The sequence below is a fragment of the Anaerotignum neopropionicum genome (genome assembly GCF_001571775.1).
In the GTDB taxonomy this organism is placed as follows: domain Bacteria; phylum Bacillota; class Clostridia; order Lachnospirales; family Anaerotignaceae; genus Chakrabartyella; species Chakrabartyella neopropionicum.
The window spans coordinates 22,549-34,958 of sequence record NZ_LRVM01000002.1 but is presented as its reverse complement, the minus strand read 5'-3'; the positions used below and the strand labels follow the sequence as shown (position 1 = coordinate 34,958).

Sequence of the window (12,410 nt, the reverse complement as noted above, 5' to 3'; positions counted from 1 at the left end):
TCCCCCTTTGCCCTGAAAAATTATGCCGTTTCGGTAAAAATTTTCGTTGTTGTGTTAAAAGTACCATAAACAGGATCGCCCACCCCGTGGAGGGTGCCTGTTACCTTCACCGCTTCGCCGCCTGCGCCGGTAATGCCCGTCACGGCAACAGCAACCTTAAATTTTCTTGCGCTAAAGGTATTTTCTAAGGTCACATGAGGCTGAAACAGCTCCACACGAACATATTCCAGCTCAGCATCAGCCCCTGTTCTTTGATTTCGCCCGATGCTATAGAGCGCCATAACCGCTTCCTCCGATGCAATCAAATCCGTATCAAAGGGAAACTGTGTCTGATAGTTTTTAATCTGGCTTGACTGCGCCTTTTGATGAATATAGGTTTTCCCATCCGTCTGGGCATTGGGATTTTCGTCTAAGGTGTTAAACCCCACACCCATCAACGCAAAACTTGGTGTTTCGGTACTACTTGTATTTAAATAATCTGCAATTTGATGTCTCATTACTGTATCACTCATGATATTTTTTCTACCCCTTTCTCAAAATAAATGAATCGGCATTGTATCTGATACCTTGCCGTATTTTCTCTTGCGTCAATTACATAGCCTTCGCTCTCCGCCTCTATACGCAACGCCTCACGGCCAATCCCCAAAAACGGGAGCTCTTTTTTTTGGCTTTTTTCCTTCAACCATTTCACAAAATTTTCATAAAATCCGCTATTTTCCACGTTTGTATCCACATCAGAACCATATCTCTCTACACTTCCAAAGGTAAATACAAACTGACAAAGAGCACTCCCGTCAATGTAAGACTTTATTTCTTTTTTGGCAGGCATACCGTCAATACTGTATTCTGTAGGGCAAATTCCAAGATAGTCCACATGAATGGCCCCATCCTTTAGCAATGGGCAAGTACAAAAAAATTCTCGAATGGCCTGTGTTATACTTTTATTTTCCAATTAGCTTCCCTGCCCCCTTTAAAATTTCCTGGCTATATTGGGACTTCATGCGCAAAAACCAATATGCCCCTCGCATAGGCGCTCCTTTAAATTGCAACGACCTCTGCGTTCGCATTTTTTTCTCGCCGCTCTTTGCCCATGTAGAGCCAGTACTTGGGCTAACCATGACCTTCCCGTAGTATAAATATCTTGCATAAGCCACAGTATACACCACCTCTCCGTTTTTCACGTACACATTGTTTTGCAACGCCCCTGTATCAAAGGGTGTAAAAGGCGCCATCCGACGAAGTACTTCTTGGTCAATATATTGCTGTATTCTACCATTCACGCCTAAGCCTTGGCGTTTTTTCAATGCATCCAGACTGCCCAAATCCACGGAAAAACTCACTTTGCCACCACCTCCCAATGCTGTAAGTCCTTACTGCCATAGTCAAAGGTACTGACCGATACAATGGTAAGACTTCTTCCGGAAGAAATTCCCCGCATAATTTTATCCTCAGGGCGCAACGCAAAATACTTCGTTGGGTTTTCCTGAAATTCTTCATTGGTACCAAAAATCCGAGTAGCTTCCGCCAAAGACGGTATGAAGATATGCACCTCATTTGCCTCATAAATCTCCTCTTTCGTAAGCCTTGCCCCCAATTCTGCTTGCCAAAAAACCCCTGTGATTACTGTTGGTTGTAAAATATATTTGCGAAAAATCGGGTCGTAAATTCTATTGAATACCGTACAAACTTCCTTTGAATTCAAGCCCTACACCCCCAAATACAAAAGCCCTGTTGGCAATAAATAACGGCAAACGGCAATGGAAAGGCGCTCCTCTTCATTGGGCGTATTGGTAATTCCGGCGGCATAATTTCTGGTTATTTTCCCAACGCTTTCTGCCACAACGCCGCCCCCCTCCTCGTTGATTTTGATTGCTTCCGCCACTGCACAGCAAGCTTTTTTCACTAAATCCTCATCATCCCAATAGAAAGCCGCCCTCCCATGGGTAACCAAATCAAGATATTCCGACGCTCGTTTTGCAAAGCGGTCAAAATCAGCTTGAGAGATGGCATTTCCCCCAAAGCTTTCCTGATAAAAATCATAGGTTGCATAAGCCATTGCCGTTTCCCCCTTTCTTACGCCTTATCTTCTGACTGTTCCGCTACCTCTTGCTTTTTCTCTGCAACCCCTTTTTTCAACAAAGCTATTTCATTTCTCAAAGACTTGTTTTCCTCAAGCACCTTCTTTTTTTCCTTGCGAAGCTTGTCCATTTCAGTCTGCAAACTCTTACTGTCTTCTTCCAAAAAACTCGGATTTAATTTTTCCGGCTTTGTACCCAAACCTACTGTTTTTGCCATAATTAAAAGCCTCCTTATGCCTTATGGGACAAGTAAATTCCTGCCACCTTATTTTTGTAAACATCAACAATGCCATATTTGCGGTATTTCACAATGTAGCTATCCGCATCAGGGTTCCCCGCAGGATCGATAACATCGCCTACAACGTGCTTGTCAAACTTAATCACCGCACCCTTATGTACAATCATAAAATTGATGTCCTTACCGTCCATTGCCTTTTTGTAATGCCCCAGCTCCTCACCTGCAGTTTTGCCGTCCAAAAGGTCAATGGCTGTGTAGAAGCGGCTCTGAGGCACTTTGCGAATGACTTCAAAGCTGGTTAACACCTCTTTGGATTTTGTAGTGTCCAATGCCATTACGCTGTTGAAAAGGGCATGGGTGGCATACAAAATTCTGCCCTCCTCAGGCACTTCGTCCTCATCCATCTTGCTTTTTGCCGCCATCAAGGCCTCCAAAAACACCTCTGCTGATGCGTAGGTTGCTGCAGTTGCCGTAGAAATCCCCTCTGTTCCTGCTAAGGTTGCAAAGGTAAAGGCATCCGCCTCGGGTGCGACCTTTTCCCTCTGCAAGGTTGCACCCGCCATATGGAAAGCTACCTGGAAGGTTTCTGCATCGTCCATAGTATCAATAGAAAGCTTTGTACCTCTATCATAGTTAAATGCAGCTGTCTTCCATACCACATCAACAGAACCGTTGGTATAGCCGCTGTTTCTGTCATAGTTACCTAAGCCGGAAACGCTAATTTGGGGGTATAAAATTTCGTTACCGTTACCCCCTGCCTTCATCATATTACTGTCACTGGTTAAGTCTGCTGTTACCGAAGCGCTTTTATATACCTCGTCAATCAAGTTTGTGTAGTTTTTTGCCAATGTAATTCCCATATTTTCTCTCTCCTCTCAATCCTTCAAAGTTAATCCCATCAATGCTCTCATTTTGTTTTCTTCCACCTTGGTCAGACTAACACGACCCATACCTGCCATTTCAATAGGTCTATTGGGGTTTAAAAAGTAGTTTTTATCCTTGGTCAATTCGGCCAAGATTTCCATATCCTCCTTACCTTTGTTTACGTCCATAGCAACAGCGGCATGAAACTCAGCAAAAACAGACTTTTCCGTCAGCTCATCCCGCCATTTGTTTTCACCAACAGCCTCATCAAAGCGTTTTTTCAAATAAACCTCTTGCGCGGCTTCCTTTTCCTTGCGAAGAACTTCTTCTTTTTCAGCGGCAGTTTTTCGTTCCAATTCCTCCAGTCTTTGCTTAAAGCTGTCCTCCTGTTTAGAGTCCTCCTGAAGCTGCAAAAGCTGTGCCTCCAATCCTTTTTTGGCACTGTTTATTGCGTTAAAATCAGCTCTTGCAACGAAATTTTTCCCGATACCCTCGGTAATTTTTTTCTCCAATTCCTGTGCATTTTCCAATCCATTCAAAATTTCCTTCAACCATTCCATGATTATGTGCTCCTTTCGCTTCTACAATAATATGTAATCATTCAGGCTCTATCCTTTTTATTCGGCCAGTCCCGATATTGAGCCACCCCTTTTATCCCTGGGAAAGGGTACAAAAAAAGGCCTGTTTAACGTCTATTGCCCAAAGACAAGAAAAGGGCAATGGCAAGACCTAGGTCAAGACCTTGGGGACTCTATCCCCAAACCTCTGCAAGGGGCGTCGTCCCTAGACCCATCTAAACCCGCATAAAATGCGGGTTGTGTAAAAGTTTTTGGTCTTGCTTTTTTCAAAAAGCAAGTGGGTTTGGTCATCACTTTTGCCAAGCAAAAGTCGGCTTTGCCGACTGCCCTATCTTGGGCAGTGAGAGGGCAACGCCCAAGGTTTGTCTACGTTCTATTGAAAACCTTTGGTTTTCAATAGAATTGATAATTATTCTAAGTGAAGCCTTGCTAAAGTTTTGTTTGAACCTTTTCAAAAGTTCATAGGGTTTGGGGCACTTCCTCAAGGTCTTGCACATCCCCAAGGCCTTTCCCTTTCCCGAGGTCTTGCATTTCTGCTAGCTTATCTAAAACCTTTTGTGCTTCATCCGTTGTTTCGTTTGGATTCAGCCATTGCCTTAACTCCACCTTGCTTTTTACCCCTAAGTCCAAGGCATCCTTCAACTGCCCCCATGTTTCACTGCTGCTTTCTATCATCTCATAGGACCAGTCAAAGCGAACACCGTATTCCCCCATAGGTGCCAACTCATAACAATTGGCTAAAACATTACACGCATAAATGTAATCCCGTACCCCTTTTTCAATGGCATTACGGATGTCCCCAATCATAGAATAAGTATCATAAAGCCCCGCTTTAATCTCCGTAGCTGTGGCACCTCGCGTTTCCGGTGCCGTTAAAACCCCCTTGCTTGTGCCTATACTTTTTTCCAAAAGCCCAAATAAGTATTGCAGCCGTTCATAATAACTGCTGTGGCGAATTTCCGGGCTAAACACTTCAATCATATCGCCGCTTTCCTTGCCATGAGCGGCAAAAAATACCTTGCTTGGCATTCGATATTTCCCCGTTTTGGCATCTTTTTGAAACATACGCTCGTCGGCAAAAATTTTTACCTCTTTAAGCTTATACTCGTCCCGAATTTGCTCAAAACACTCAAAAATCTCTCTAATTAAACCATCACACCCATAAGTAATGGGGACACCATATTCGTCGCTAAACCGCCTGCTATCCACAGGCGATTGAAAAAAGGCAACTAATACACGATCCACGCCAGAAATGGCGATATCCTCAATTTCCGCCCATTGCTCCAAGAAAGCATTATTCCCCCACTGGTCGGTAACCTTGTTTGTAATATAAAGATTCCCCTCAGCCACCCGATAGTCCACCCATCTGAAATATTGCTTTTCCTTTTGCTTCACGCTGTCTGCTAAAACCGTTGCTCTGGTAATGCGGTTTCCTTGCTTTTCATGGATTACAATTCTCTCCTGAGATAAAACATCGAATTGAATCCCCCCAAGCCTGACATAAGGCACAATGATGCACCCACCAGTACCCAGCATACGTGAAACAACCCGCTTCATCCATCCCCAAACCTCCCCTAAGCATTGGTCTAACAAAGCCACTCTGCCATTATTTCCAACCACATCTGCCGTGCTTTCGCTCATGGCAAGGGTAGCAAGCCTGTTGGCAAAAATAGCAGTAAAATTCATTTCCTCCACTGCCTCATATTTCTGGGTAAAACCCATGTTTTCCGTCAGCTGTTCCCCTGTTGTATTTGTTTTCGTAATGCCAAAAATCTGTAAAATGTAATTCCAAACTGCTTTAAGCATCATAATTCCCCACCAATCTGTATATGTAGTATTCAAAACTGTATTCATCCGCATCCAAAATATCTATGTCGCTGCTGCCGTTGTCCAGCCTCTTGTCCTCCAAAACCTGACTGTCCCAAACTGCCGTAGTAAGCCCCCTCACAAGATCATCACACTCTCCCTCAACAATATGGTATCTCTCCCCACCCATAAGCAATAGTGTACAGCGAATCCTATCATTAATCGGTCGCTTAATACTATTGTAAATGGGGTATGTTGTATGCTGGCGGTAACTGTTAATCATGGTTTGCTCTGCGCTATCGCAGTAAACACCGCTGGGATAGCCGTAATCCCCAATAATTCCCTCCACAAAATCAATTAACTCCTTCTCCAAAGCATGAAAGCTCATGCCCGTTGCCTGTATGCTCCTCGCCCGCAGCTTGTACACATGATTGTCAAAGGAAATCCCCGTAGCAACAAAGGCATGGTTGGATTTGTTGCCCCCAAAGTCATGCCCAATGCCAATATAGTCAAACTGCTTGGGCAAATCCTCCTTTGCAATCATAAATTTTTTGGGATTATCCGCAAATTCCTTGTAAATCAAGCCCTCCGCCAATGCCCATTTTCCTAATATGTATCGGTCATACAAAACCGTACCACGATACTCTTTTTTTAAATTTTCCACAAACTCTCTGCTCAAAAATGGATTGTCATCTAAAATGTAATTTTGCAAATAAATATCTGCATCGCTTTGCAAAAATTTATAAAACCAGTGATTAGGACTTTCCGGATTGCAAGTTCCGTCAAAACAGCTGTAAGGCTTGTCCAATCTACTTTTCAGCATGTGGAAAACTCCCTCGTGCCATGTCACCACCTCGTCCCCATAACAATATTTAATACTTGCCCCACGAATACGATCCACTTGATTTTCCCGGTCTGCCCCCAAACAGTAACACTTTTCTCCAAACAGCATTGCTGTATTATCCGATCGAATATCCGAAACCAGTGCCGGGGTAAATATCTTCTGCAACGGCTCAATGATATTTCTTTGCAGCGTCCCCTTTGTGTTGCCCAGAATCACTACAAGCCCTTCTTTCCCCCGCACCGCCCGAATCCTTCTGGGAATGATGTAATAATCCAAATATGTTTTCCCCGAACGTGTTGCCCCCGATTTGATGTTCCAGCGGCAGTTGGCATGATTCCAATATTCCTTTTGCTTACTGCTTAGCTGCATTGTTTATCCCCTCCAAAATACCGTCTAACTTTTCATAAATTTGTGTATCAAAATCCTCCCTTGTTTTTTCTGCCCACCCTTGAAAATTATTGGTCAACGTAAATTTCGCCCCCTGCAACCCATCTTTATCATAAAGACGTTCCTCCGCATAACTCTCAAGCTTCAGCCTTGCCCTTGCAACGGTTTCCGCAAATTTTCCCGTGTAGTTCAAGAAGTCCTGTCTGGATTGAAAGCGCAGCGCAAAAGCAAGACCGGACACCGTTGGTGGCCTTGCCCCAACCATTGTCGGCTCCCCATTTTTTTGATAAACCACGTTGTCATAGTCATCCCGTAAGGCTTCTCCCTTGCATTTTTCAAAATATTTATCCGCTAACGTCTCCACCTCCTCCTTGTTTTCATAATGGGGCACGCTCTTTTTGCTGTTTTTCGGCATGAAAGGCCCCCTCCTTCCCCCCCCAATTTTTTTATCCCTATTTTACCCCTTAATGGAAAAACCACTTTGTACACAAAAAAAAGACACCCTCTTTTTTGGATGTCTTTTCTGCTTTATCTTTTTGTGTTCGGCCCCAAACCCTCTTTCACCGAATTATGGGTACCATTTTGATTTTGCACCTTTAGAGATTTGGATTCGTTGTTAAATTTATTTTTACTTATTTGGTCCTGCTGTCTTTTTCGTGTTTTGTCCATGAAATCACCTCATTCTTAGGTTTTGTCATCAAAAAGCCTTTGCAAAAAAATTCCGGCTTTCATATCCTAATTAATTCTCCCCGCCTTCTCATGCCCATGCTTTGCTTTCCCTTGAATTTCCGGAACAGGGGGCGCATCATTTTTGGGGAATTTTGTTTTGTGGTTGCTTTCTGTCCCATGGGGTTCTTCCGGACTTGGACGTCTCATGCCTGCTTTTGCCATTTTTATCACCTCAAAAATAGTTTTCCAAAAACTGTGCAGACTATGCATGATAATGGGCCATCCTTTTGTAATCTTGTTTTTTTCACAATATTAATTTATCACATTCCTACGTCCCTTTTGTCTAAACTTTTTCAAAAGCCAAATTTTTTTAGCTATATCATTACCGCTATTTCACCTTATCCCAGGTTTTTTTGAAACCTTTTGTAAATCCCCGCCTTTCGTACCATGGCTACCTTAAAACTCCCCTTCGCTTTTTCCAAATCTCAAAAATAATTCATTGCGGGAGCCCATGAAAAAAACCACCTATGGAAAAACAGAACCCTAGATGGTTAAAACCTTATTCGCATTATTCGATTATCATATTAAGTAATATGGCTACCTTAAGCCAACTTCTTCAAAGCCTTCTGGCGTCCAAATCAATACGGAAAGAAACCCAATTTCCATTGCCACCTTTGCCATTTCTTCAAAGTGATACCCTAATGAATTGCAATCATGGCTATCGCTGGAAAAAAGAATATTCCCTCCCCGCTTCTTAATTTCCCCTAGAAAATCAACAGATGGATATGCCTCCCCGCGCAGTCCACGATAAATGGCCCCCATATTGATTTCAAAGGGCTTATCATATGGTATTAGAGCCTCAATGGCACCAATTCCATATTCACGATACCGCTTATCCTTTGTGTTGAAAAAAGTTTGCTTCTCATTGAACTTCGACAGCAAATCAAGATGCCCAATAATATCCGCCCCTGTTTTTTTCAAAACTTCGCCCACAGTTTCAAAATAGACCTTTGCATAGGCATAGGGGTCACCACCAAATAACTCCCGAATATCCCTTTCCATAATGTCCGTCCCTTCATCCACAGGTAAAAACTGCCCATCCCTTTTGATATAATGAACAGAGCCGATGGCATAAGCAAAATCGGACACAGATTCTTCAGAATAAAAATCCTGCTCCACGCCGCAATAAAGGACAATCTTGTCGGCATAAGCTTCCTTTAGCCTCTGGATTTCCTTTTGATATGCCCTAACATTCTCTTTGCTCATGCAATAGCTCTCGTCAAAATACGTATAGCTGTGTCCGCTAAAGCCTAAAACAGTAAACCCCTTCTCAATGGCTGCTATAACCATTTCCTCCGCTGTATTTTTTCCATCGCAAAAAGTAGTATGGGTATGAAAATTCATTTTTGGAATCATTTTGTCATCTTCTCCTGCTTCACTTTATGGTCTATGACATGGCGGGAAGCCAACTCACCACGAACATCCTCCAAGGAAATGCCCGCTTCAACCATAAGCACCATAACATGATATGCCAAATCGGCAATTTCATAGATCGTTTCCTGTTTATCCTCATCCTTTGCGGCAATGATAACCTCAGTTGCCTCTTCCCCGATTTTTTTTAGAATCTTATCAACGCCCTTTTCAAATAAGTAGGTTGTATAAGATCCCTCTTTTTTCTCTGCCTTTCTGCCCTCAATCAGTTCCATTAGGCTATCCATGGTAAAATTTTGATACCCGTCTTTGAGAAATACAGGGTTATGAAAGCAGGAATCCTCACCCAAATGGCAGGCAGGTCCATTTTTATCAACCTCAACAGTCAGTGCGTCCATATCGCAATCAGCGGTAATGGACACAATCCGTTGTACATTGCCGGAGGTTTCACCTTTACGCCACAGCTCCTGTCTGGATCTGGACCAAAAGCAGGTTCTGCCTTCCTCTAGGCTGATTTGCAAGCTTTCCCGATTCATATAAGCCAAGGTCAATACCTTTTTGGTTCTTGCATCGACTACTACCGCAGGAATCAGCCCTTTTTCGTCAAATTTTAATTCCGCTATATTCAACATGGTATTCTCCTTTATCTTCTAGCAATAATATTGTTTTCCGCCAAAGTCTTTTTCAAATCGGGAATAGCCACCTCACCGAAATGGAAAATAGATGCGGCCAAGCCTGCATCAACCTTGGGCAAAGCCTGAAACAAGTCCACAAAATCCTGCATACAGCCGGCTCCACCGGACGCAATGACGGGTACAGAAGTAATATCACAAACCGCTTCAAGCATTTCCAGATCAAAGCCCTTCTTTACTCCATCGGTATCAATGCTGTTTACCACAATCTCCCCAGCGCCCATTTTTTCACAGCGCTTAATCCAACTTAACGCTTCCATCCCTGTATTTTCTCTGCCGCCCTTGGCGAAAACCATAAATTTCCCGTCCACCCGCTTCATATCAACGGAAAGAACCACGCATTGATCGCCGTATTTTTTGGCGGCCTCCAAAACAAGGCTTGGATTTTTGATTGCACCGGAATTTACACTAACCTTATCCGCGCCGCACTTTAAAACACGATCAAAATCCTCAAGGGCATTGATGCCACCGCCAACGGTTAGGGGAATAAAAATCTGAGAGGCAACCTCACGCAAAATATCTGTAAACAACCCACGTCCCTCAACAGAAGCGGTAATGTCGTAAAAAACCAGCTCATCTGCACCGTTATCACTATAAAATTTCCCCAAGGCAACAGGTGAGGAAACGTCAGAAAGCCCTTCGAAATTAACGCCCTTTACCACCCGTCCGTCCCGCACATCCAAGCAGGGGATAATTCTTTTTGTAATCATAAGCCTTCCCCCTTTGTTAAGTCAACGGCTTGTTTTAAGTCAATATTTCCTGTATAAAGAGCTTTCCCTAAAATCGCACCGTAAAGACCCATTTTTTGTAATTGGTCAACATCCTCCAAGGTGGTTACGCCCCCCGATGCCACAATATCCACGCTAAATTTTTCAGACATTTCTTGATACAACGCCATATTTGTACCGGCAAGCAAGCCGTCCTTTGAAATATCAGTACAGATAACGGTTTTTACACCGATTTTTTCAAGCTTTTCGCAAAAATCATAACAGCTTTCCTGAGAAACCTCAGTCCAGCCATTAATGGCAACCTTTCCATCCTTAATATCCACGCCAACAGCAATTTTTTCGCCGTATTTTCTCACCATTTCCTTTAAAAATTCCAGGTTTTGCACCGCCGCCGTACCTAAAATCACACGAAAAACGCCTGCCTCTAAGTATTTTTGGATGGTTTCCTCAGAGCGAATTCCACCGCCTACCTCTACCAACAGGCCGCTTTCTTTCACAATTTCTCGAATGACCTCCAGATTCGGGGTGCTGCCGTCCTTTGCACCCTCCAAATCCACTAAATGCAAATAAGTTGCACCTGCCGCAGCAAATTCTTTTGCCACAGCTACAGGCTGGGTACTATAAACTGTTTTTTGTGCATAATCGCCCTTTACAAGCCTTACGGCACAGCCTTCAATAATATCAATCGCAGGAAAAAGCTTCATAAATCCCTCACTTTCTATTCGTTAAAACCTAAGACCTTGGGGCTTTGCCCCAATTCCCCACAAGGGATTTCCTCCCTTGACCCCTACTTAAAACCGTGCCCGCACGGTTTTCTATAAAAGTTTTTGCCCCGCTTTTTCCAAAAAACGGGTAGGTTTGGGCAACGCCCAAGGTCTTAACACTTTATAATTCACAGAATGCCTTTAATATTTTAAGCCCTACTTCACCGCTTTTTTCGGGGTGAAATTGGGTTCCGTAAACGTTCTTTTTTTCTACGGACGCCGTAAGCATAGCCCCATACTCCGCCGTTGCCGTTACCGCCGAATCGCAATCCATAGCCGCAAAAGAATGCACAAAATAAACACATTCTCCTTCGTTTATATATCGATACAATCCACTCTTATCCTTTGGAAAAAGCAATGCATTCCAACCAATATGAGGAACCTTTAAGCCCTCTGTAATCACAGGCGCAATGGGCTTCACACTGCCTGAAATCAGCCCTAGACCTTGGTGCTCACCATATTCGTAGCTTTTTTCAAACAGCATTTGCATTCCTAAACAAATGCCAAGCAAAGGCTTCCCTTTTGCAACTTCTTCCAAAATCACCTTGTCCAGACCTGTTTCACGCAGCTTTTTAATTGCATCTTCAAAGGCACCAACACCGGGAAGTATGATTTTTTCACTGTTTCGGATGACTTCTGCATCCCCTGTCACCTGAACCTCCGCCCCAATTACACGCAAAGAGCTTTTCAGGGAAAACAAATTCCCCACGCCGTAATCCACGATGGCTATCATTTACAGCACCCCTTTCGTTGAAGGAATTTCATCCCGATAAGCTTCCTGTATCATTACCGCCATATTTAAGCAACGGGCAATGGCCTTAAATGCACCTTCTATAATATGGTGGGAATTCTTACCCGCCATCTGCTGTATATGCAAAGTCATATTGCTTTTTCTGGTAAAGGCAATCAAAAACTCTTCCACTAGCTCCGTATCAAAGGTACCCACCTTCTCCGTGGGAATTTCCAATCCATATTCCAAATGTCCACGACCGGAAATATCCACCGCCGCCAAAATCAAAGCCTCATCCATGGGCAAAATAATATGCCCGTATCTTGTGATTCCTGCGCCGTTTCCCAGTGCCTCAGCAAAGGCCATTCCTAAGCAAATTCCAATATCCTCCACAGAATGATGGTCATCCACATAGGTATCTCCCTTGCACTCCACCGTTAAATCAAAACGTCCATGTTTTGCAAAGAGCGTCAGCATATGATCCAAAAATCCACAGCCTGTGGAAATTTGACTTTCGCCTGTACCGTATAAAGAAAGGGAAAGTTGAATTTTCGTCTCCCCTGTTTTTCTTGTAATTTCGCTGTTTCCCATGGCAATTCTC

At 43.5% G+C, this 12,410-nt stretch carries 18 protein-coding genes; all 18 read right to left on the bottom strand.

The genetic code is table 11. From position 1 onward, the window contains the following. Positions 1-20 precede the first annotated feature (20 nt). The 18 genes from CLNEO_RS03775 to hisB all read right to left on the bottom strand — a co-directional run bounded on the left by CLNEO_RS03775 (position 21) and on the right by hisB (position 12,400). Entirely contained in the window at positions 21-512 is a 492-nt protein-coding gene (locus CLNEO_RS03775) for a hypothetical protein (RefSeq protein ID WP_066084705.1), read from the bottom strand. Next, positions 509-952, bottom strand: a complete 444-nt coding sequence (locus tag CLNEO_RS03770; RefSeq protein ID WP_066084702.1) for a hypothetical protein — start codon at positions 950-952, stop codon at positions 509-511. Before CLNEO_RS03770 ends, CLNEO_RS03775 begins: the two co-directional genes overlap by 4 nt. Continuing rightward, positions 942-1,340: a minor capsid protein gene (locus CLNEO_RS03765; RefSeq protein WP_066084698.1), complete on the bottom strand. Its 399-nt coding sequence runs from the start codon at positions 1,338-1,340 to the stop codon at positions 942-944. Before CLNEO_RS03765 ends, CLNEO_RS03770 begins: the two co-directional genes overlap by 11 nt. Next, a complete protein-coding gene (locus CLNEO_RS03760) occupies positions 1,337-1,702 on the bottom strand; it encodes a hypothetical protein (protein WP_066084696.1) in 366 nt (121 codons plus the stop codon). The genes CLNEO_RS03765 and CLNEO_RS03760 overlap by 4 nt, the downstream gene beginning before the upstream one ends. A 3-nt stretch (positions 1,703-1,705) precedes the next feature. Beyond that, positions 1,706-2,056, bottom strand: a complete 351-nt coding sequence (locus CLNEO_RS03755) for a head-tail connector protein (protein WP_066084693.1) — start codon at positions 2,054-2,056, stop codon at positions 1,706-1,708. Between the two features lie 17 nt (positions 2,057-2,073). Further along, a complete protein-coding gene (locus CLNEO_RS03750; RefSeq protein ID WP_066084690.1) occupies positions 2,074-2,295 on the bottom strand; it encodes a hypothetical protein in 222 nt (73 codons plus the stop codon). Positions 2,296-2,309: 14 nt separating this feature from the next. Beyond that, a complete protein-coding gene (locus tag CLNEO_RS03745) occupies positions 2,310-3,176 on the bottom strand; it encodes a hypothetical protein (protein WP_066084687.1) in 867 nt (288 codons plus the stop codon). 15 nt (positions 3,177-3,191) lie between these two features. Continuing rightward, positions 3,192-3,740, bottom strand: coding sequence for a hypothetical protein (locus CLNEO_RS03740; RefSeq protein ID WP_066084684.1), 549 nt, complete (start codon positions 3,738-3,740; stop codon positions 3,192-3,194). 477 nt (positions 3,741-4,217) lie between these two features. Further along, entirely contained in the window at positions 4,218-5,567 is a 1,350-nt protein-coding gene (locus CLNEO_RS03735; RefSeq protein WP_066084681.1) for a phage portal protein, read from the bottom strand. Next, positions 5,557-6,777: a terminase large subunit domain-containing protein gene (locus CLNEO_RS03730; RefSeq protein WP_066084679.1), complete on the bottom strand. Its 1,221-nt coding sequence runs from the start codon at positions 6,775-6,777 to the stop codon at positions 5,557-5,559. The genes CLNEO_RS03735 and CLNEO_RS03730 overlap by 11 nt, the downstream gene beginning before the upstream one ends. Beyond that, complete coding sequence (locus CLNEO_RS03725) at positions 6,761-7,210, bottom strand: terminase small subunit (RefSeq protein ID WP_066084676.1); 450 nt, start codon at positions 7,208-7,210, stop codon at positions 6,761-6,763. Before CLNEO_RS03725 ends, CLNEO_RS03730 begins: the two co-directional genes overlap by 17 nt. 320 nt (positions 7,211-7,530) lie before the next feature. Further along, entirely contained in the window at positions 7,531-7,686 is a 156-nt protein-coding gene (locus tag CLNEO_RS16100) for a hypothetical protein (RefSeq protein WP_164493063.1), read from the bottom strand. A gap of 375 nt (positions 7,687-8,061) precedes the next feature. Then, complete coding sequence (locus tag CLNEO_RS03715) at positions 8,062-8,880, bottom strand: histidinol-phosphatase (RefSeq protein ID WP_083531821.1); 819 nt, start codon at positions 8,878-8,880, stop codon at positions 8,062-8,064. Beyond that, positions 8,877-9,527, bottom strand: coding sequence for a bifunctional phosphoribosyl-AMP cyclohydrolase/phosphoribosyl-ATP diphosphatase HisIE (gene hisIE / locus CLNEO_RS03710; protein ID WP_066084671.1), 651 nt, complete (start codon positions 9,525-9,527; stop codon positions 8,877-8,879). Before hisIE ends, CLNEO_RS03715 begins: the two co-directional genes overlap by 4 nt. Positions 9,528-9,538: 11 nt before the next feature. Then, entirely contained in the window at positions 9,539-10,297 is a 759-nt protein-coding gene (gene hisF / locus CLNEO_RS03705) for an imidazole glycerol phosphate synthase subunit HisF (protein WP_066084667.1), read from the bottom strand. Beyond that, the gene (hisA, locus tag CLNEO_RS03700; protein ID WP_066084664.1) at positions 10,294-11,019 is read right to left on the bottom strand and encodes a 1-(5-phosphoribosyl)-5-[(5-phosphoribosylamino)methylideneamino]imidazole-4-carboxamide isomerase; all 726 of its coding nucleotides are present in this window, start codon (positions 11,017-11,019) and stop codon (positions 10,294-10,296) included. Before hisA ends, hisF begins: the two co-directional genes overlap by 4 nt. A 181-nt stretch (positions 11,020-11,200) precedes the next feature. Continuing rightward, entirely contained in the window at positions 11,201-11,812 is a 612-nt protein-coding gene (gene hisH / locus CLNEO_RS03695; protein ID WP_066084662.1) for an imidazole glycerol phosphate synthase subunit HisH, read from the bottom strand. Continuing rightward, positions 11,813-12,400: an imidazoleglycerol-phosphate dehydratase HisB gene (gene hisB, locus CLNEO_RS03690; RefSeq protein WP_066084659.1), complete on the bottom strand. Its 588-nt coding sequence runs from the start codon at positions 12,398-12,400 to the stop codon at positions 11,813-11,815. Positions 12,401-12,410: the final 10 nt, after the last annotated feature.